Source organism: Rossellomorea sp. GCM10028870 (assembly GCF_042666755.1).
In the GTDB taxonomy this organism is placed as follows: domain Bacteria; phylum Bacillota; class Bacilli; order Bacillales; family Bacillaceae_B; genus Rossellomorea.
This window is the reverse complement of sequence record NZ_JBHTGN010000002.1, coordinates 576,727-596,599: the sequence shown is the minus strand read 5'-3', so window position 1 is coordinate 596,599 and position 19,873 is coordinate 576,727. Positions and strand designations below refer to the sequence as shown.

Here is a 19,873-nt window from a genome sequence, read left to right as displayed (position 1 = left end):
ATGGATAAGATAAAAATAAATGAGAATACATTAGTTATAGGTAATAAGGTGGTACCATTTGATAAAAAGATACTAGAAGTCAAAGTTTTTAATGGAAGAATAATTGTTTTATTGGAATTGGATGGTTCATTAGATAATGTATATTGCGTCGATTCAGGTGGTGGCTTACTTTGGAGGATAAAAGAGCCAGATAAAGGTATCATAGGGAATAATCGGTATCCCTATGTTGGCATAAGTTTAACGGAGAAATGCATGGCAGTTGTTGATTTTTATGGAAGAAAACTATATGTAGATATTAATAGCGGTAAAATAATTGATAAAGAGATTGTTAAGTAAAGTGAAATATAAAAGTTTGCAAAGAGCGCGGGGAAGGATCTCGTGCTTCTTTTTTACATTAAGAGGAAGCACTAGTATATTCCCTATGTTCCCTTCGAAGATTTAGGTGTAATTTTTATAGGGAGGGCTCGAAATGTACATTAGCATTGCAGCAAAAATCATGAACAAAGCAGGAAAACAGATAAAAATAGAACCTGAAAAGTTAGTTGAAATAAATCCTCCTTACGAAAACTATCACTACCTAAAAAAAGTAGGGGAAGAGTGGGAATTCGGCTTATTGTTGGTTGAAAGACAAGAAGTCCCTAGTGAAAAAGTGATAAAACTGTTCAAATCAGAAGAAGAGGCAGCAATGTATTTTTTAATGAATAGGTTATCTGCCTTCTACTTTGATAAAAGAATCCGTCCGTTTATGATGGAACATGAGGAATTTGACATTGGTAGTCCGGAATTTAATGAAAGAAAATTTCATGAAGCCATTTATCTAATCGGGATTACCCCTACTCTATTATCATTAAATGACACCATCTTAAAAACCAACAGAATAGTAGTAGAGGAAGAAGATGGTACATTTCTAGTTAAGTATAGAGGGGAAGATGGAAAGACAATCAGCTCTACTTTACCTGTCAGTAAGAAAAGAGCCCTTTTCTTTGCTTTTAAGAAACTATTTCTATTTCATCTGTTTAATAAAGAAGTTAAAGATCTACTGATGGAACATGGAGATGGAGATAATATTGCCGATGAAGACATTAGTGTGTTTTTAACTTAAAAATCTTTATAGGGAGATAAAAAATGATTGATAAGGCTACGATAGAATGGAAATATAGTTATAAACTCAGAATCTCTCCTGAGGTATTTATAGCTACTTCTTTAGGGGAAAGTGGGGATGGTTCCAACTTTACTTCAAAGAAATCGCCCAGCACCAAGAGTCGGAATACAATATGAACTTCTTATACCTGTAGAATGGCTTGAAGAGTTAGGAATATTTAAAAGGTAAATAACATGGTTTAAGTGGAGGAGAAATGGTGACAATTAATGAAGCTAAAGAAATCATGGAAAAAGAGAAATTAAAACGATTTAATTGGTTCGATGAACATCCACTAAGAGATAATGAGGTGGGAATTAAAGTTGATGGTAACGAATGGATAGTATATGTAACTGACGAGAGAGCGAGTATAGTAAGTGGTTCTAATACCTACTTTAATAATGAGAGTGAAGCTCTTGAAAACTTTATTAAAAGACTTCGTACAGAAAAGATATTATTCAATAATTGAGTTGAACACTTGCTTTTTCCAACATTTAAGTCAATAGAATTTAATCCAGTAAAAGCAGTTGAAGGTCTAACGGTAGATCAATCAGTTGCTTTTTTTGGTTTGTCGACTGCGAAGAACGAGGTCGGATTTGGTGCTTTCTTTTACAATAATAGAGAGCACCAACATCATCCTCATGTTCCCTAGAAGGTACAGGAGTGGTTAAAATTATTTTCTAAGTGAGGTCTCAAATGAGATTAAAGGATGCAGAAGAATTAATTCAAAGTGAAAAATTAGAAAACTATTGTTTTTTCTGCAATGAAACCATTAAGGAAGGTATAGTGGTTATTGAGAAAGAAGCTAATGAGTGGATAGTATATACAAATAATGAAAGGGCAACGAAAAAAGGAGAGAAAAGATATAAAGCAGAAAGTGAAGCATTATTAGATTTTATTGAAAGGCTAAGGGGAGACAAAGCAATGAGGAAGTATAATTTAAAGAATTTACTATAGCTATGTAAGAGAAGTAAGCGCGGGGACGGATCTCGTGCTTTTTTTTACATTGATAGGAAGCATCAGAACCGTCCCCGTGCTTCTCTCAGTTAATGTTAAAGTTAATTACGAAGGAAATAGTTTAAGACCGAGCAGTTTTGATATAGAATATGAAGTAGATGGCCGTATGAGATTCATAAGTATAGAAAACTAGGGGTGATTATGTGAAGGTATTTGAGGATTATTTTTCCGAAATACAAACAGACATGGTGGCTATTTGTTTAGAGTATGTAGATAATAAAGCAGATGAAATCTTTATTTATTGTTCATATGAACCCGAAATGTATGTTTTTGATTTTTTTTATAGAATTAACGGAGATATTGTCCATAAACATCAATTGAATGAGGCCACAAAAGAATCAGACAGTCAACAAGATCAAGTTTATGATGTTTCTAGAGAAAGACAGAAGGCTGCACTAAGAATCGGCAATCAAAATTTAAAGCTTATCCATAAAAAGTGTGAAGAGTTCAATAAAGAAATGCCTACAGAAATGAAATTATATTACAATGTAAAACAAAATAGTTTAAAAGGAAAATATAGATATGATTTAGTTTATTCAAATGATGACGAACTATTGCCTGATGATATTTTTGATATATGGTTCGAAGAAATGAAGTAAAATAATTTGTGAAAAAACCTTGATTGGCTATATGTCTCTCAAGGTTATTTTCTTTTGGGAGATATGATTATTTTGAACGGGTTAAATGAGGGGGAAAGTGGGGACAATCCTGACTCTACTTCAAAGAAATCGCTCAGTAAATCACTGGGACATCTCTTGCTTTTTTTATATTAGAAGCATCAGAGACGCCCCCCTGCTTCTTTCTACGTTGATAGGAAGAAAAAAATCGTCCCCGTAATCCCTGGAAACTACGAAAATACGGAGAAGATTATTGAGTAACGAAGGGAAGATTTCCTTGAATACAAAACAGTTACTACATATTTGCAAAGAATTAGGTATTAAGCTAATTGTAGATGATGCATCAATAAAAGAACAAACAGGATACTATGAAAATTATAATCAAATAGAGGCTAGTAATAAAGAATGGTATTATTCTGAGATGAACTTTGAAAATAGGCCATCCCCTGAAAGAGAAAAAATAAAAAAATTCCATTATAAAGAGGAAGCAATTAAACATTTCTTTTTAAAGACATTGAAGAAATTCTATTTCAAAGAAATTCATTTTCCAAATAATCCTATTAGAAATATGAGTACCTTTGAAGAAGCAAAAAAGTTCTTTGATTCTTTAGGAATTAGGGAGCAATGTTATAGTTTCGAGAAAATGAGACCTCAATCAATTTTTGCAGAGGTTCTAGAGAGTAAGATGGTAGTAAGTTATATTGATCAAAAAGACAAGGTTAGGTTTTCTACGATGCCCTTAACTTTCGAAAGGGGAATTTTTTCCATGTACAAACTGACATATTCTCTTCACCTACTTAAAGTAGTTGAGAAGACATATATACAAAAAGGAGTATTAGAAAAAGAATTTGACGATGATGATATTGAGAGCTTTATTAAGTAAAGGAAATTGATGGAGTGGTTGATGGAACGTGAAGCACAAGGACGGATCTTGTGCTTCTTTTTACATTAAGAGGAAGTACCAGAACCGTCCTCGTGATTACCCTGAAAATATTGAACCAATGGAGGTAGAAAGTATGGAAAAAATACATCGTGGAGATGGCTTTGCGATTATAGAAGAAGATGGGAAATATCAAATATCTTGGGCGCAGGGACCATATAATGAGCCAGTTTTTTATTCTATTTCTAAACGAAATATGGACAAAGCACTTAAATCAGATCAAGACGCTCATGAAGTAATGATTTACGCAGAAACAGGTCAATGGCCTTCAGGTGTGGAGGAATAAGGACGGGGACGGTTCTCGTGTTTCTTTTTACATTAATAGGAGGCATCAGGACGGTGCCCATGCCTCCGAAAGATTAGGTTAGCTTAAGGAAATTAAATAGGAGGACAAACTATGAATATTAAAGAGGCAATAAGAATTATACATGATGAGAAATTACAAGATTATAATATGAATGAACTAAGGGGAAATAGAGAAAATGAAGTTGTGTTAAGGCATGAAAATGATAAATGGATTGTTTATGTAACAGATGAAAGGGCGAGTAAGATTACAAATTCACAAGGTACCTATGCAGATGAGGAAGAAGCATTAGATGATTTTATTGATAGATTAAGGGCTGATAAAATATTTAGGGAGTTATAAAGTTTTTACGCTTCAAGAGGTTGAATGGGGACGATTCCAACTCTACTCTCTCTACATAAAGAATAGACACTCGCTTTGAACTATTAAGGGAGGAATAATACTTTGACTAGAATATAGTATGAAAACTTTATAGCAATTCAAAACATAGATGCGAATAAATTAAATCTAGTAATTGGAGAAAAGAAGGTAATTCCTTTTGTTACAGGTTGTTTTGAAGAAGATGGTGTATGGAAAATTTATATGGTAGGGGAACGTCAAGAATTTGATATTGTTAAAGAAGGAACAGAAGAGGAAATATTTAATGTTATGTGTAGCATCACTAAAAGCAGAGTTAAACGCAGTAAGTATTAATTTCTTACCATAAAATTAAAAGGAAGGATTACAGTTCACAGTATATCACGCTCTCCTTCTATTTAGTGTGTAGATTCCAACTGCAAGATTAAACAAACCCATAATAATAACAAGTGAATATGGAATGTCTATAGATGTAGATTGGTTTATTAGATAGGTTATTCCTAAGGCTAATACAAATGACAAAGGGAAGGATATCCAAAAACGTTTAACATTAAAAGATATAAGTCCAATGGAAATGACTAGTATAAGAAATAATAGAGAAAAATAAACCCACTCGGTAAGAGGAAGCGATGGTAACACCAATAAACAAATTGTAACTGCAAGAAGCATTAAATAAATTAATTTCAAGTAAATCCTCCTCGGAAGTTAATATCTACCATTACCCTTTAATTCATATTTGGAACCATATAAAACTGCAAGGGCATATGGACGTAAGTGAGGGGGTCGTAGGGAGGAATCACATTCTTCCCATTAACTGGAAGCGCCAGAGCCGCCGCTAGGGTTAAATGAGGAGAGGTCCGACTCTACTTAATTAAGAAATCGTCCGGGATGGAAAAAGATAATAAGAAGCGCGGGATCAGTTTTCGTGCGTTTTTACATTAATCAGAAAGGAGTGTGAAATTTGGACATAAAGGGCTTATATCATTTGATTGAAACAGAATTTAAAGTGATTAAATGTGAAAAAGATCTTATTTGGGTCTCACCAGTTAATGGAGAAGAATATCCTGAAACTATTGTTAAATTAACTCTAAATGAAGTGAATAATCATTATGAGCTTTTTGAAGTTGTTAGAGGAAAAGAGTACAAAGTAGACGTGTTTTCAGATAAATATAAATCCGTAATAGCCTTATATTTTTTTTCGAAAAGTAAGTTAGAAGTAAGAAAACAAAATACAAATGGTCGAAATGAGATTGAAAATGCAGCATCATTAAAGGATATTCAAAAGATCTTAAGAACTTATTCAGATGAACAGTATTATTCGTTTTTTAATCTTAATCCAAATAGGATCATTTTAGAAAAAAGCACTAAGGATAGGTATAATGTTTTATTCTTGGGTAAAAGTGACTCTAAAATTTATATAGCTGAATCTAGAAACTTGAATAGTGCGGCGATTGTTCTTTACAATTTTTCTTTTAAATTAAGCCATTTTTATGATTCTATAAATAAGACTGAAGTGAAAGATGATCCTGATTTTATAGAAACGCTAAAAGAATTATATCTTTTGGGGTAAAGAATGCAATTATGGCTTCCTATCATCAAAAAACGTCCAGAGTAAATAACCCTGGACGCTTTTTAAAGATAAATATCAGCTGCCTGTCTGTTGCTTGTCCTTCTCCACGGCTTTCAGTCGTTGACCTTCGTCTGCAGAAGTAGTCTTCTCTGGATCGTTTCCATTCATTAGATCACTGGTAGCACTTTTGAATTCTTTTAATGTGCTTCCGAAAGCACGTCCGATTTCTGGGAGTTTGGAAGGTCCAAAGATGATCAACGCGATGACCAGTACAAGGATTAATCCTGGGATTCCGATATTGGTTAGCATAATTCAGCCTCCTGTTGGGTTTATAGTATGGGCATGCCGTGTCGTGCGAACGCAGCTGCTTCCAGGTCTGACATTCCCTGGACTTCGGCAAAGGCCGATAGTGTGTCTGAAATTTTCGGTGCGTAGGCAGCGGGTGGTGCAGCATGGCCCATGAGCCTTCTGCGGGATGCATTTTTTCTGGCGAATGGTCCCCAGATCGCGAAGGTCATCCCGGGTGATTGAATATTGATGAAGAAGGTTCGGCCGTCAGTGGAGAACGTTGGCCCTGCAAGTTCGGAATTGTTCACTTTATTTTCTGCGAACACGTACGTTTCGCCTTCTGGTGTCATTCCGATAATACGATCGACACCGTCGCCGTCCTCCGCGATCCACAGGTCTCCCCATGGAGTGATGCAAATATTATCAGGCATTTCCAGATCATTCTGCGCAGTAGATTCATAGAATAGCTCAAGTGTGTTGGTGGCCGGGATATAGCGGTACACACGGCCCAGATCCTTATCCCCGGCGGATGTATCATCAAACCAGAACACGCCGCCTTCGAAATAAGCCCCCTCGAGCCGGCTGAAGGCAATGCATCCATGTCTGCCTGCATCAAGGGTCGGTTTCTCTGGATCTACATCCTTCCATACAATCCCGAATTTCTGACCTGTACGGAACGAGCTGGTTTCATCCTTGCTCATTTCTTCGATGGCTGCCGCTTGAAGCTTGCCGCCTTTTTGCAGGGCGCCGACCTTTTGGCTGCGGTCGTTCGGAAGGTAACGGTACAAGTAACTGGGACCGGCGTCTTCGGTTAAATAGACGATCCCTGTTGCAGGGTCAATGGCCGTGGCTTCATGGGAAAAGGCACCCATTTCGCGGATCGGGGTTTTTGAGATGTTGTTTTCTGGGTTGTTTGGATCCACTTCGAACACATAGCCATGACCTTCTTCCAGCGTTTCTTCACATGTGAGCCATGTGCCCCACGGAGTCGCTCCGCCTGCGCAGTTACGGATGGTACCGGAAGAAGAGACATATTCCTTCATGACTTGGCGGTCAGGGCCGACGACCAAGGAAGTGGTCCCGCCAGATTCTTCACGACGGTATGGATTTTTCCCGATCACGGGGTATTTGCTGTTTCCGCTCAACTCATGGTTCCTCACGAGGATGGTGGAATTATGGGGGCCACTATAGGCGGCCATCCCGTCGAACTTGGCAGGGACGGGTCTGCCATCCGATAGTGAATTTCCTTCCTCTGAAATGATCCGGTATTGGAAACCGCGGGGAAGGTCCATCACTCCGCCAGGGTCCTTGACAAGGGGACCATAGCCGCCGGTCGTTTTCCTGTTTTGGGATGTGCCGGCAAATGCTTTATTTCCACCGAAAGACATCAATCCAGTGCTGCCGAGGGCAAGGGCAGCTGTGCTGATCCCGCTTGCTTTCAGAAAGTCTCTTCTGTTCATATCGTGTTTATTCACGTCTTTTCACTCCTTAGAACTAAATTTTCTTGACCTGCATGTGACTCCGTCGATTGAGAAGCGCGTTTCTTATACGCAATCGTTGAACAAGTAATGCTGACTTCATATAAAAGGAGAAGCGGCAGGATGACTAGTACATCCGACAGGAAATCCGGCGGTGTGATCAGCACGGATATCACAATCAGCAAAAAATAGGCTATTCTTCTTGATTTCTTCAATTTGGCCGGGTCCAAAATGCCAAGTACCGTCAGAAAGACAATCACTAAAGGCATTTCAAATAACAATCCAAAAGGTAAAGTAAGGTGCAGCATAAATCGGAAGTATTTTTCCGCCGTGAACATCGTTTCAAATTGGCCGGCTGACAGGGTGGTCAAAAAATTCAGGACGATGGGAAAAAGTAAAAAGTAACCGAACCCGATGCCGGAAATAAACAAAAAGAACAGGGCGGGTATGAAGCGTAAGGTGACTTTTCGTTCTGTCGGGCTCAAGCCTGGTGAGACAAACCGCCAGATTTGGTAGGCAGCGACAGGAATGGTCGCAGCCAGTGAGAAGACGGCGGCAATCATCACGTACACCCAAAGAATCTCACTCGGTCCGAGAATCGCAAGCTTCATGTCTAAATCCCTGATCAGCCACCCGTAGATCGGTTTCATACAAGCCATCCCCACGATAAGGAAACCAATAAAAGCGAGCACGGTTTTAATGGCCCGGCTCCTGAGCTCTTCCAAATGTCCGATCAGCTGCTGGTTGCGATCTTTCATGGCATCAGCCTCCTTGGTGCTAATTCATTTGCATGTGTTTGCCTTTTTGGGCCTGCTTTTTATGGGCCCGGTTGTGCGCTTCATGACGATCCTCTTCCACCTCGGAAGACATTGGTTTCCCTTGAGGAACGGTTGACGTTGAAACTTCCTTCAGTCCTTCTGAATCTTTTTCGTACACGAATGAAGCTCTGGTAGAAATATCTGCACCGGGACTCGAGACGAATGGAACGACACGATAGTCGGTTCTCCACTCGGTCGGCGTGACATGACAGCGAACATACCCGCGATAATCGTTGAAGAATTTAATATGTTCGTTCTGGGCAAGAATCCGGTCTGTGTCAGCGCGCTTGTCCGCCCCGTCTCCACCTGATGTGATCGACGTACCGACGAATTCAGCTCCAAGCATGCGGGAAGACGGATCATCAAAGTTTGCCAGGATATTCGAAGCCCAGTTCGCGTGTACATCACCTGTCAGGACGATCAAGTTATCCATGTTTTCCTTTCGGGCAAATTCCGTGATGCGTTCCCTTGCAGGTGTGTAGCCGTCCCAGCCATCCATGCTGTAGCGCGGTTGATCAGGGCTTGGACCATAATTTCGTTTGGCAAAAAAGATTTGCTGGGCAAGTACATTCCAGGAAGCAGCCGATTTGCCAAGATGATCAAGGACCCATCGTTCCTGCTCGCCACCCAGCAAAGTGCGTGAAGGATCCAGGGATTCTGCCGTCTGCGGAGAGCTTTTGTCTCCATTCGCCTGATCGGAACGATACTGACGGGAATCGAGCACCATGAAATTGGCCAGGTTCCCGTATGAGAACTGACGGTAAAGCTGCATGTCCACTCCATGTGGCATCGACGATCTTCTTAATGGCATATGTTCATAGTAGGCTTGATAAGCAGCCACACGCCGGTTCACGAACTCTTCCACAGACTGACCTTTTTCCGGGATCATATCAGCATAGTTGTTTTCCACTTCATGGTCATCCCATGTGACAACCCAAGGGAAAGCAGCATGGGCAGCCTGCAGGTCCGCATCTGTCCGGTATTGGGCATGGCGGTTCCGATAGTCCTCCAACGAACGGATTTCAGGACCTTTATGGTGTCGTACATTTCCTGTACTTGCTACATACTCATGGGGACCGTATTCATAAATGTAGTCTCCAAGATGGAAGACGAGATCAAGATCTTCTTTGGCCATGTGCTTATAGGCTGTATAATAACCGTGCTCATATTGCTGACAGGAAGCAAAGGCGAAAGTGAGGCTGGCGACGTCTGCATTCAGGGCAGGAAGGGTTTTCGTTTTTCCGATCGGACTGTAATCCTTCCCGACTTTGAAGCGGTAGTAGTACACCGTACCGGCTTCCAGATTCCCAACTTCTGCATGAACGGAGTGAGCGAGGGACGGACTGGCCATTTCCGTACCGCGCTGAACAACCCGGCGGAAATGTTCATCTTTCGCGATTTCCCACTTCACAGGAATCTTGCGGTCAGGCATCCCGCCGCCATTGAGCGGGTCGGTGGCTAAACGTGTCCATAACACGACACTATCCGGCAGCGGATCGCCAGAAGCCACCCCAAGTAAAAACGGATAGTCCTCTAACCCGGCTTCTTCTGCAGAGACAGAGAAACCGCCCATGGATTGAGCAATCGCCACTCCTAACGAAATGCCCGCGACTTTCCCCGCACCTTGAAGGAAGCTGCGGCGGTCGACCCCTTTATGTAAGGTCTCTTCATTAAGCTTTTGAATCCAATTTTCCATCGATCTATCATTTGTCATGCGGATGTCTCCCTTCATGAATCTATTCAATCGAACAGTTCATAGTATAGGGGGCCCGTTTTAAGTTGCTGTAAATGAATGTAAATAGAGGATAGAACAGGAGGGTAATCATTCCCGGGACAAAAGGATGTTTATTGATTGAATATTTCAATAAATAGGGAAGATTCAGCAGATTTCACCAATTTTCCATAGGAGGTCAGTCCCGTTTTTCTTAACATGGATGAAAAGAAAACTACATAATAAAATGAATAGGGAGAAGGAGATATACGGTCACTGAAATAAGGAGCAGAAATTCCTCCACATGTCTACAAAGGAAAAAATAAACAAATTATCCACTTGACCAACTACATGTCCAGTTGCTATATTTATCTCAAGACCACTATTTTGGTGAAAAAAATGAATAAGACTCCAAAGGGGAGTAGCTTTCAAGTATGTCGTCATTTCGTGATGGGATTCCCGTCTCCGGCCTGCTTGGCAACTGCGATGTTGCTTGCGAGACCTTTGCCTACAAGGTAAAGGACCCCCTCTGTATAGATGCAGATGAAAGACCTTTACCAATCGGTAGAGGTCTTTTTCTATTGGAAAAGGAGTGGTGTCAGGGGGATGTTGCAGCAAGTCGTTGAGTCGCTACAATGGGCCTGAATGTAAAAAATGGGGAAAGAGGGATGAACATTGGAATGGTCTTTATTAGTGGAGTATGGTTGGGTCTTAATGATATTAATCGCTTTGGAAGGAATTCTTGCTGCGGATAATGCATTGGTCATTGCGACCATGGTCCGGCACCTGCCGGAGGATAAACGGAAGAAAGCATTGTTCTACGGATTGGCGGGAGCGTTTGTGTTCCGGTTCGGTTCCTTGTTCCTGATCTCATATCTTGTTGACATCTGGCAGGTTCAAGCCATCGGTGCGGTGTATCTGCTTGGGATCGCCATCTACCATTTACTCAAGAAGCATGTGATCAAGAAACAGATTGAAAAAGTGAAAGATAAAGATAAGGAAGAAACAACGGGATCCGGTTTCTGGTGGACCGTCGTCAAAGTGGAATTGGCGGATATCGCATTCGCGGTGGATGCCATCCTGGCAGCGGTCGCTCTTGCCGTGACGCTTCCCGAGACCAACCTTCCGGCCATCGGGGGACTTGACGGCGGACATTTCATCGTCATCTTACTCGGGGGAATCATCGGCCTCGTCATCATGCGATTTGCCGCCTCTGCGTTTGTAAACCTGCTGGAGAAACGTCCAGGACTCGAGTCCGCTGCCTTCGTTGTCGTCGGCTGGGTCGGCGTGAAGCTTGCGGTTTACGCATTAGCCCATCCGTCCTTGGGGATCATCTCATATGAGTTTGCCAAGGGATCCGTTTGGAAAGGGATCTTCTGGACGGTACTGATCGGCATTGGAATTGTGGGTTGGGTCAAGTCGAAGTCGAAAGAGGATTCAAACCAAACTTCCCGGAAAGAAATTTCTTAAGTCGGTAAGGTACTGAATAGGCAAAGATCAAGAGCTGAGGGGACTTGGCTCTTTTTTGAATGACGATCAGGGCGAGTCCCAATTGAGTAAGTCCACCTAGGTGAAAGCGCTGCCGATTGCTTGGTGATCATATTTTAGAATTTGGAGTCAGTCCTGCGGTATACTAGTGCGTTATGATGACGGGGGACTGACGCCATTTTTCATGAGGAGGCTTAGGAACCTGAGAGAGGTGGGGAAATGGGGACGTTCCCGCCCCTGCCTTCAAATAGAAGGGAATAATCAGAAATCCCCCAATAGGATGACAAAAAAATGATTCATTCTGATTAGGTTTGATCCTCCGTCGAGTCACTGGAAAGAATGTATTGCTTTCTTTCGCGACAAAATACCTAAATGAAAACCCCCATACTCTCTTCCATTGTTTCCCTTTACAATTTTTATTGTAAAGACAGTTGAAATCAGAATGGAGGAATAGTAGTTGAAGAAGATCGATTCTAAGAATCTATTAAAGGGATTGACGGCTTCTGCTTTGGTTGGATCTTTAGCTGTGAGTGGGCTTCCTTTGCTTTCCCCGGGGACGGATGTGGCGCAGGCAGGATCCGTTGTCACGTCGGATGAGGTGTTGAGTGCGTTGACACCGGAACAAAGGCGTGTCGTGAAAGAGATCGCGAGTACGTCTTCAGAAGAGGGCATTCAGCTGCCAGCCGGCATGGACCTGTCAAGTGAGGAAGAGATTTCCGTCATCGTCGAATTGAAAGGACATGCTCCTGTGACAGAAGTGTTACTGGAAAAGATGAACGGGAACACGCTTTCTATGGAAGAAGCAAAGTCCAAAGTAGAGAAAGAGCATAAGAGTTTCAAAGAAGATCTTGAGAAACTCAAGATTAAAGGGAAGATCACAAGCTCGTTCAAGGAGTCCTATAATGGGGTGACCTTGTCGCTGCCTGCCTCTCAGGTGAGCAAGCTGGTAGAATCGAAACATGTCAAAAATGTGTGGGAGAACGGGAAAGTAGAGCTGATCGAGCCGGTTGTCAATGAAACGGAGCAAAGCAGTATCTATCTTGGGAAACACCCCCATGAAATGACGAATGTGGACAAGCTGCATGAAAAAGGATTGACAGGCAAGGGTGTCAAGGTGGCGGTGTTGGATTCAGGAATCGATTATAATCACCCCGATCTAAAGGATGCCTATAAAGGCGGCTATGATTTCGTGGATGAAGATCATGATCCGATGGAAGCGACCTATGAGGAGTGGAAGGAATCAGGAATGCCTTTATACAATCCAACCTTATATTACACCTCACATGGTACCCATGTAGCAGGGATACTTGCCGGTCAAGGAGATGGCAAGACTCCGCTTTCGGTCAAAGGAGTCGCACCGGATGTCGATTTATACGCGTACCGTGTACTGGGACCATACGGCTTCGGTTCGACAGAAGACATCATGCAGGCCATCGATCAATCGGTGAAAGAGAAGATGGATGTGATCAATCTTTCCCTTGGGAATATCCTGAATGATCCGAGATCTCCTTTATCACAGTCCATTAACAACGCAGTTTTATCAGGGGTCACTTCGATCCTCGCTGCAGGGAATGAAGGACCCGGGCTGTACTCTGTGGGATCACCGGCAACGTCAGCTCTTGGCATTACCGTAGGCTCGACGGATACAAAGGTGAGCTATGCCAACTTTATGGGGGCTCTTCAATCCGACCAGCTGCAAGGGGAAATCGAAGTGCGCTATTCGACTTCCGAGCTTGGAGTCAACCCGCGTGATTTGAAAGGAAAGACGCTTGAAATCGTGGATGTCGGTCAAGGGACGGAAGCGGAGTACGAAGGGAAAGATGTGGCGGGCAAGATCGTCTTAATCAAAACCGGTGGATACAGCCGGTTAAGTGAAGCTTATACGGTGGCGAAGGAAAAAGGCGCGGCTGTTGCCTTCGGATACTCCAAGAACTCTCCAGGATTCATCTCGGATGCCTACCCGGATGATCCTCATATGCTTCCGGCCTTTACCCTGGAAGGAAGAAAAGCCAATGAAATCGTTCAGGCCCTTCAAACAGAGGAAGTCACCTTTACATTCAATGAGGTGAAAGAAAGAGAAGTCGCAAGGGATGACTACGTTTCATTCTTCAGCTCGAGCGGACCGGCAAGACTGACCTATGATATCAAACCGGAAGTCGTTGCACCAGGGGCCGGTATCTTATCCACGGTGCCGAAGTATTATCACCATGTAGAGGATTACACACAGTCTTACGCCAAGTTTTCGGGTACGTCCATGGCCACCCCACATGTGGCTGGAATCGCTGCCCTTCTCCTTGAAGCGAAGCCGAAGAGCGATCCGGATGACATCAAGGGCATGCTGATGAATACAGCCGATGATCTCATTGCCAACTATAGTGTATTTGATTTAGGTGCCGGTAAGGTGGATGCACTGGAAGCCTCAGAGGCAAGTACAATTATCCAGGTAGAAGACACAACGCCTCAAATAAAGAACGACCACGAAAAGGAAATCGATGAGTTAACGGGTGCTTTAAGCTTCGGGACCAAGTTTGTCAATGGAGCTGATATCGAGGACTCCCGCGACATCACCATTCAGAATACATCGGACACGGAAAAAGAATATGCCGTTGATGTCACTTTCAATGTAAATGCAAGAGGGTCCGTAGACGGGGAGGCCCAGGGTGTCAAGCTTGTCACTCCTGAAACGGTCTCAGTAAAGGCCAATGGAAAAGAGGGGTTCTCTGCGGAACTTCTGATCCCTGAAAAGGCAGTAACAGGCATTTATGAAGGGTACGTAACGTTTACCAATCGTAAGAACGAAGAAGAAGTATATCAGATTCCATTTGCCGTAAGAAAGGTGAAAGAAGGAGTCGACTATGTTCAAACGACCGATGTCCTCTCGACGGTCAGGGAGAATGGGTACGCCAGAACACCTGCATTGAACGGAAGCTTCTCCTTGAATTCTCATATGAAGAGTGTAGACATCTTCCTGATGGACGCTGAAACGAATCAGGATATCGGGTTCCTTGGCAGTATGGATGGGCGATTCATCCCTGAAAATACTCCGGGTTATGTTTATGGATTTTTTGACGGGAGCTATTATCCGTTTACGGATGACGCGGATCACCCGATTGGTTATGAAACCATCGAAGCAGAACAAGGTGCTTATAAAGCGAAATTTGTGTTTACAGCAGACGATGGGAAAGAAACGATCATCGAAAAGCCATTCGTCCTCGATAACGAAATGCCGAGTGTAAAGACAGACCTTGAAGAACGAATCATTGAATTGGAGCCGGATGCGACATCATTCGCCATCAAGGGCTCTATCCACGATGAACAAATCGGCCTGGCCAATGAATTGGGAATCAATGTGAATCAAGGGAAAAATGGTGTATTTTATCGATCGAGTGGCAGTTACTATGATCAACCCGTTGCAGTGGATGATGAAGGGAATTTCCAGATTAATGGCTATCTCCCAAGCTACAAGAAAGTCACTTCCTATATCGTAAAAGGGAGAGACCGGGCAGGCGTGAATGCCCAGCAGCATGAATACTTCTTTGTGAAGAAGGGGACGCCATACCTCGCGACGGTCCCGGCTGAGAAAGAGGTGATGACGGGAGAGAGTATGAACTACTCCGTTTCCGCTCATCATCATGATGCCTGGAAGCAAATCACCTATTCGTATGCTTTCGATCAAACAATCATCAACGTCGATAAAGTGCAAGTCTCAGAGGAATTCAAAGACAAGGTTGCTGTTGAAACAGAAGTAACATCCAAAGGGATGACCGTTACATTAACATCTGTAACAGGCGAAGCGATTGCGGCTTCGGCAAACAGCTCCTTACTGGACATACAAGCGACGTTTAAAGAAGAAGGATTTTATCGTAAGGATCTTCTATTGACGGCAAGTGCCATCAAGTTGACGAAAGCCGATGACACCATCGTCAATCTTGAAGGGATTTCTCCTTCTGTCCAAGCCTGGTCAAGTGTCTCTGAATTGACGGGCGACCTAAACGGTGAAGCGGTCTTCCTCCGGGATGGCTATGGAAAGCTCCTCACAACAGATATTGACTACAAGGCACTGGGAGCAACCATCAAAGCCACGGACAAGGAAGGAAATGAATATGAAGGACAAGTCATCGAGGACGGAAAGTTCAAGATCCAATTGCCTTCCACCCAAGAACAGATGACCCTTACCTTTGAAGCACCGGGCCATCTGAAAGTCGTGAAAGAATTCCAGATCGGCCGTGAGAATAGGTATGGAGAAGAACAGACCATCAAATTCTTCCCGGCCATTGCAGGAGATGCCAACCACGACCAAATCGTCGATATCCGCGATGCTGTCTACCTTGAAACGCACTGGGGTTCTGCAGATTGCCAGGCAGATTTCAACTTTGACGGGAAAGTCGATAGGGAAGACATGACGTATATCCAGAAAAACTACTTAATGTTGAATCCGATGGTAGAAGTGAAGGATAAGGCGAAAGACAAGGATGCTGGTAGAAGTCTTGAGGATATTGTGGAAGCATTACAGTAATGTTGCGTTGGCGGCATAACGTAATGGGAAAGACCACTATGTGTATCTCGAGATAGTTGTTTTATGTCAATAAAATATTGGTGCCAGCCCCCGGTTCGTTATTTTCTGAACACAATGGGGGCTGGCACTATTTTTTTGAGGGGTGGCTGACATGTCTCCTTACGTCAACTGCAAGGGATTTTCAGATTTTCGGATAGCGGATTGGAAGTCTTTTTGTGTTAGAGGACTTCAGTACAATCAGTCCCTTCGCAAGGGTTTCATTTTACGATCATTTGAACATTTGACCAAGTCCTTATTTACCCTCCAAGACTATTCCTCTTTTTTCATTTCACCTGAGCAAATTTTCAATAGGGTCCTGTTATAACCTGAATATGTAAATAATTAATTAGTTTGTGATGGGGTCACTTATGTTGAAATGAATCAAAAAAGGAGAGGGTTTCCATGTTTGATGCGTTAGCTGGAATGGGTTTCTTGGGGTTCCTGGTTTTTATCGTGTTGGGATTGGTGGCGTTGGTGAGAAAGTCGGGTAAGGCGAAGAAACGGTTTGGGATTGCTGCGGGGCTTTTTGTTTTGTTTATGGTTGGAGTACTGAACAGTCCGACAAGCGAAACGGCCACTAGTGATGTGAAAGCGGATGAAGGGGAAGTGAAGGCGGCAAAAGAAGAGAAAGTTGGTCAGAAAGAAGAGAAAAAGCAGCCAGAAAAAAAGCCGGCCACAATGGAAGAGGTCAAGGCAGTTGTTACTGCGGGGATGAGTGATAAGGATTTTAAGAAAGCGAAAAAAGATCTGAGCGTCGAACATCCGAAAAGCATTTCGATCGGGAATGGAAATGTTGGCTATGTCCTGCAGGCCACTGACGGGATCCTGGTTGCGACAACGGACGGGGAGTCCATCATGGAAGTGGTTCCGTTTGCTTCGATGGAAGAAGTGGGGAAGTATGAGTCGGAGATGGTGGCAAAAGCAGAGGTTGAAGCGAAAGAGAAAGCCGAAAAGGAATTCGAGGAATCAAAGATCAAAGTGAGCGGCAATGGGGATACAGCGTCCGACGGGGTCAAGCTGACATCCGGTTGGGCAATCTTCGATGGAAATCATAACGGAGGCGCGAACTTTATCGTACAGCTGCAGGACGAAAACGGGAACGACCTTGAACTCCTGGTCAATGAAATCGGCAGCTATAAAGGGAAGACATTTGCACAGATTCCTGTGGAAGGAACGTACTACTTGAACGTCAAAGCAGACGGTCCTTGGGAATATACCATCTACCAGTCGCCGCCGGTGGAGATGGCCGATGCACCGACTACCTTGGAAGGCTCCGGCGATGACGTTGTATTCTTCAATACCAAGAGCGGGAATTACAAATTCAACTTCTCTCATAACGGTTCCTCAAACTTCATCGTTATGCTGAACGGCCAAGGGCTGATGGTCAATGAGATCGGGGCGTATGAAGGCTCTGCACGGCAAGTATTGAAGACGGATGGGTATTATGCGCTGGTGATAAAGGCAGATGGTGATTGGTCTGTGGGGATAGAGGAATAAAAACAAAAAAGGTCGGGTTTCTTGTTTATCAAGAACCTGACCTTTTTCTTGTTTGCGTAACCATATATAAAATAAGGGCCGGATTGGCGGGGACTGAATTCTGCCTTCGACCCTCTATAAAAAAACCATAGAACCTTTCCCAGGATTCTATCGCAGCGGGTGCAGCTTTATGGATGGATAATCTCGATCTTATTCCCCTTATGTACCTCTTCCGTACCAGCTTCCAATGCAGTCTTGTAGTAACTGCATTTATGGTCGATGACTTCCATTGTTTGCTGAAGTTCTTTGATCTTTGCTTCTACGGTGGCTTTTCTTTCCAGGAACATATCATATCGATTTTGCAGGGTGGCATCGCCTTCTGCACACCAGTCTATGAAATGTTTGATCTCCTTGATCGGCATCCCGGTGGATTTCAGGCATTCGATAATGTGTAAAGCGGCAATATCCGATTCTTTGAATAAACGTGTGCCAGCTTCTGACCGTTCGACAAAAGGCATGAGGCCTTCCTTGTCGTAGTACCTCAGGGTATAGATTGAGAGATTCAACTTCTTTGCCACTTCGCCAATTGAATAGGTCTTCATCTTTACGCTCCTTTTCCAACTATCTCGAGATCGAGTTAACTCTATGTTTGTGGGGGGATCGTAGCACGGTTATCCCCTTCTGTCAAAGCAAAACAAATCAGCCAGATTGAGCAAGGGTTATCCCTTGACCTAGAGTGAACTCTAGGGATTACCATGGGTGTAACAAGAGTTCATCAGGTATGTTCACCTGTCTCTTGAAAGCTACTATCACAGGAGGTTTTTATTCATGGTAATTGCTAAAGCACGAGCCGTTGACGGTCCTGACAAATCTTTCAGAGAGGCTGAAATCGAGAGGCGCGATCTTGATGTGCATGATGTTCTGATTGAAATCAAGTATGCAGGGATCTGCCATTCCGATATCCATACGGCACACGGAGACTGGGGAGAAGTGAAGTATCCGCTCGTACCCGGGCACGAGATTGCGGGAATCGTCACGGAGGTCGGTTCCGGGGTTACGAAGTACAAAGCCGGCGACCGGGTAGGAGTAGGATGTATGGTCGATTCCTGCGGTGAGTGTAAGAACTGCCGTGATGGGGAAGAGCAGTACTGCCTCAAAGGAAACGTACCGACGTACGCTGGTGTGGACAAATATGGCGAGCTTACTCAAGGAGGGTATTCCACCCATATCGTGGTGACAGAAGATTTCGTCCTCCGCATCCCTGACAACATCGAGCTTGACGCTGCGGCACCTCTGTTATGTGCCGGGATTACGACATATTCTCCATTGAACCATTGGAATGCCGGCCCAGGGAAGAAAGTAGCCGTTGTCGGCATGGGTGGACTCGGTCATATGGCGGTCAAGATTGCACATGCCATGGGAGCCGAAGTGACCGTTCTTTCACGTACGTTAAATAAAAAAGAGGATGGCCTTGAATTCGGCGCAGAAGCCTATCATGCCACCACCGAGCCGGAGACGTTCGAGAAACTGGCCGGCACATTTGATCTGATCATTAACACGGTAAGCGCGAAGATTGATATCAGTGCGTACCTTTCACTCTTGACGCTGGATGGGGCGATGGTCAATGTGGGAGCACCTGCTGAACCACTGGAAGTCAATGTGTTCTCTCTCATCGGTCACCGCCGTTCATTTGCCGGTTCCATGATCGGAGGCATTCGTGAGACGCAGGAAATGCTCGATTTCTGCGGGGAACATGGAATTGTCCCTAAAATCGAAGTGATTTCGGCTGATTACATCGATGAAGCGTACGAACGGGTATTGGGTTCTGATGTGAAGTATCGATTTGTGATTGATACGAGTACGATTTAATTGATGAGTGAAGGAAAGAAGCAAGGGGCCCCCTTGCTTCTTTTTTTATGCGTTGGCAGTGTTTCTCCACACCTTTAAGTCTTTTGAATGAAAATTTTTGGGTTAATCAGGCATAGAGTTTATGTTGATTTGTGTCGTTTTTTCACACAGATAAGGGATGGTGCCTATATCCAAGGTACCTGCAATAACCCAATTGCTTTATAACAGAATAACGGAAATAATTTAATATGAACGGTTAGTAAAAATA

19 protein-coding genes are annotated in these 19,873 nt (G+C 43.4%); 14 read left to right on the top strand and 5 right to left on the bottom strand.

Features of this window, described 5'->3' with window-relative positions; translation table 11 throughout:
* The 9 genes from ACFQWC_RS13745 (at position 1) to ACFQWC_RS13705 (ending at position 5,943) form a co-directional block, all read left to right on the top strand.
* Entirely contained in the window at positions 1-336 is a 336-nt protein-coding gene (locus ACFQWC_RS13745; protein WP_377107973.1) for a DUF7957 family protein, read from the top strand.
* A 133-nt stretch (positions 337-469) separates the two neighbouring features.
* The gene (locus ACFQWC_RS13740) at positions 470-1,102 is read left to right on the top strand and encodes a hypothetical protein (protein ID WP_377107971.1); all 633 of its coding nucleotides are present in this window, start codon (positions 470-472) and stop codon (positions 1,100-1,102) included.
* A 256-nt stretch (positions 1,103-1,358) separates the two neighbouring features.
* Positions 1,359-1,607, top strand: coding sequence for an Imm59 family immunity protein (locus ACFQWC_RS13735; RefSeq protein ID WP_377107969.1), 249 nt, complete (start codon positions 1,359-1,361; stop codon positions 1,605-1,607).
* Positions 1,608-1,834: 227 nt separating this feature from the next.
* Entirely contained in the window at positions 1,835-2,095 is a 261-nt protein-coding gene (locus ACFQWC_RS13730) for a hypothetical protein (protein ID WP_377107967.1), read from the top strand.
* A gap of 203 nt (positions 2,096-2,298) precedes the next feature.
* On the top strand, positions 2,299-2,754 hold the full coding sequence (locus tag ACFQWC_RS13725; protein ID WP_377107965.1) for a DUF600 domain-containing protein: 456 nt from the start codon (positions 2,299-2,301) through the stop codon (positions 2,752-2,754).
* Between the two features lie 271 nt (positions 2,755-3,025).
* Positions 3,026-3,655, top strand: a complete 630-nt coding sequence (locus ACFQWC_RS13720) for a hypothetical protein (RefSeq protein ID WP_377107963.1) — start codon at positions 3,026-3,028, stop codon at positions 3,653-3,655.
* 133 nt (positions 3,656-3,788) lie between these two features.
* A complete protein-coding gene (locus ACFQWC_RS13715) occupies positions 3,789-3,998 on the top strand; it encodes a hypothetical protein (protein ID WP_377107961.1) in 210 nt (69 codons plus the stop codon).
* A 111-nt stretch (positions 3,999-4,109) separates the two neighbouring features.
* Positions 4,110-4,358: an Imm59 family immunity protein gene (locus ACFQWC_RS13710; protein WP_377107959.1), complete on the top strand. Its 249-nt coding sequence runs from the start codon at positions 4,110-4,112 to the stop codon at positions 4,356-4,358.
* Positions 4,359-5,334: 976 nt separating this feature from the next.
* Positions 5,335-5,943, top strand: a complete 609-nt coding sequence (locus ACFQWC_RS13705; RefSeq protein ID WP_377107957.1) for a hypothetical protein — start codon at positions 5,335-5,337, stop codon at positions 5,941-5,943.
* Between the two features lie 75 nt (positions 5,944-6,018).
* Here ACFQWC_RS13705 and ACFQWC_RS13700 read toward each other — a convergent pair whose 3' ends face one another.
* The 4 genes from ACFQWC_RS13700 to ACFQWC_RS13685 are packed head-to-tail and all read right to left on the bottom strand — an operon-like array spanning position 6,019 to position 10,241.
* Positions 6,019-6,252 (bottom strand): twin-arginine translocase TatA/TatE family subunit, encoded by a 234-nt coding sequence (locus ACFQWC_RS13700; protein WP_377107955.1) that lies wholly within the window; start codon positions 6,250-6,252, stop codon positions 6,019-6,021.
* A gap of 20 nt (positions 6,253-6,272) precedes the next feature.
* Positions 6,273-7,706, bottom strand: coding sequence for an alkaline phosphatase PhoX (locus ACFQWC_RS13695; RefSeq protein WP_377107953.1), 1,434 nt, complete (start codon positions 7,704-7,706; stop codon positions 6,273-6,275).
* Entirely contained in the window at positions 7,703-8,467 is a 765-nt protein-coding gene (tatC, locus tag ACFQWC_RS13690) for a twin-arginine translocase subunit TatC (protein ID WP_377107951.1), read from the bottom strand. The genes ACFQWC_RS13695 and tatC overlap by 4 nt, the downstream gene beginning before the upstream one ends.
* A gap of 19 nt (positions 8,468-8,486) precedes the next feature.
* The gene (locus ACFQWC_RS13685) at positions 8,487-10,241 is read right to left on the bottom strand and encodes an alkaline phosphatase D family protein (protein ID WP_377107949.1); all 1,755 of its coding nucleotides are present in this window, start codon (positions 10,239-10,241) and stop codon (positions 8,487-8,489) included.
* Between the two features lie 431 nt (positions 10,242-10,672).
* Between ACFQWC_RS13685 and ACFQWC_RS13680 the strand changes: the two genes are divergently transcribed.
* The 4 genes from ACFQWC_RS13680 (at position 10,673) to ACFQWC_RS13665 (ending at position 17,778) form a co-directional block, all read left to right on the top strand.
* Positions 10,673-10,864, top strand: a complete 192-nt coding sequence (locus ACFQWC_RS13680; RefSeq protein ID WP_299742019.1) for a hypothetical protein — start codon at positions 10,673-10,675, stop codon at positions 10,862-10,864.
* Between the two features lie 49 nt (positions 10,865-10,913).
* Complete coding sequence (locus ACFQWC_RS13675) at positions 10,914-11,708, top strand: TerC family protein (RefSeq protein WP_377107947.1); 795 nt, start codon at positions 10,914-10,916, stop codon at positions 11,706-11,708.
* Positions 11,709-12,183: 475 nt separating this feature from the next.
* A complete protein-coding gene (locus ACFQWC_RS13670; RefSeq protein WP_377107944.1) occupies positions 12,184-16,242 on the top strand; it encodes a S8 family serine peptidase in 4,059 nt (1,352 codons plus the stop codon).
* Between the two features lie 441 nt (positions 16,243-16,683).
* Positions 16,684-17,778: a hypothetical protein gene (locus tag ACFQWC_RS13665; RefSeq protein WP_377107942.1), complete on the top strand. Its 1,095-nt coding sequence runs from the start codon at positions 16,684-16,686 to the stop codon at positions 17,776-17,778.
* Between the two features lie 167 nt (positions 17,779-17,945).
* Here the strand turns inward: ACFQWC_RS13665 and ACFQWC_RS13660 are convergent, their stop codons facing one another.
* Positions 17,946-18,359 (bottom strand): MerR family transcriptional regulator, encoded by a 414-nt coding sequence (locus ACFQWC_RS13660; RefSeq protein WP_299742029.1) that lies wholly within the window; start codon positions 18,357-18,359, stop codon positions 17,946-17,948.
* 226 nt (positions 18,360-18,585) lie between these two features.
* Here ACFQWC_RS13660 and ACFQWC_RS13655 point away from each other — a divergent pair, with 226 nt between their 5' ends.
* Positions 18,586-19,626: an NAD(P)-dependent alcohol dehydrogenase gene (locus ACFQWC_RS13655; protein WP_377107940.1), complete on the top strand. Its 1,041-nt coding sequence runs from the start codon at positions 18,586-18,588 to the stop codon at positions 19,624-19,626.
* Positions 19,627-19,873 lie beyond the last annotated feature (247 nt).

What these genes read in the sequence shown, in the direction of transcription:
- ACFQWC_RS13745 (WP_377107973.1), top strand. Translation starts at nt 1, where the DNA reads ATGGATAAGATAAAAATAAATGAGAATACATTAGTTATAGGTAATAAG.
- ACFQWC_RS13715 (WP_377107961.1), top strand. Translation starts at nt 3,789, where the DNA reads ATGGAAAAAATACATCGTGGAGATGGCTTTGCGATTATAGAAGAAGAT.
- ACFQWC_RS13710 (WP_377107959.1), top strand. Translation starts at nt 4,110, where the DNA reads ATGAATATTAAAGAGGCAATAAGAATTATACATGATGAGAAATTACAA.
- ACFQWC_RS13680 (WP_299742019.1), top strand. Translation starts at nt 10,673, where the DNA reads ATGTCGTCATTTCGTGATGGGATTCCCGTCTCCGGCCTGCTTGGCAAC.
- ACFQWC_RS13685 (WP_377107949.1), bottom strand. Translation starts at nt 10,241, where the DNA reads ATGACAAATGATAGATCGATGGAAAATTGGATTCAAAAGCTTAATGAA.
- ACFQWC_RS13665 (WP_377107942.1), top strand. Translation starts at nt 16,684, where the DNA reads ATGTTTGATGCGTTAGCTGGAATGGGTTTCTTGGGGTTCCTGGTTTTT.
- ACFQWC_RS13730 (WP_377107967.1), top strand. Translation starts at nt 1,835, where the DNA reads ATGAGATTAAAGGATGCAGAAGAATTAATTCAAAGTGAAAAATTAGAA.
- ACFQWC_RS13700 (WP_377107955.1), bottom strand. Translation starts at nt 6,252, where the DNA reads ATGCTAACCAATATCGGAATCCCAGGATTAATCCTTGTACTGGTCATC.
- ACFQWC_RS13740 (WP_377107971.1), top strand. Translation starts at nt 470, where the DNA reads ATGTACATTAGCATTGCAGCAAAAATCATGAACAAAGCAGGAAAACAG.
- tatC (WP_377107951.1), bottom strand. Translation starts at nt 8,467, where the DNA reads ATGAAAGATCGCAACCAGCAGCTGATCGGACATTTGGAAGAGCTCAGG.
- ACFQWC_RS13655 (WP_377107940.1), top strand. Translation starts at nt 18,586, where the DNA reads ATGGTAATTGCTAAAGCACGAGCCGTTGACGGTCCTGACAAATCTTTC.
- ACFQWC_RS13660 (WP_299742029.1), bottom strand. Translation starts at nt 18,359, where the DNA reads ATGAAGACCTATTCAATTGGCGAAGTGGCAAAGAAGTTGAATCTCTCA.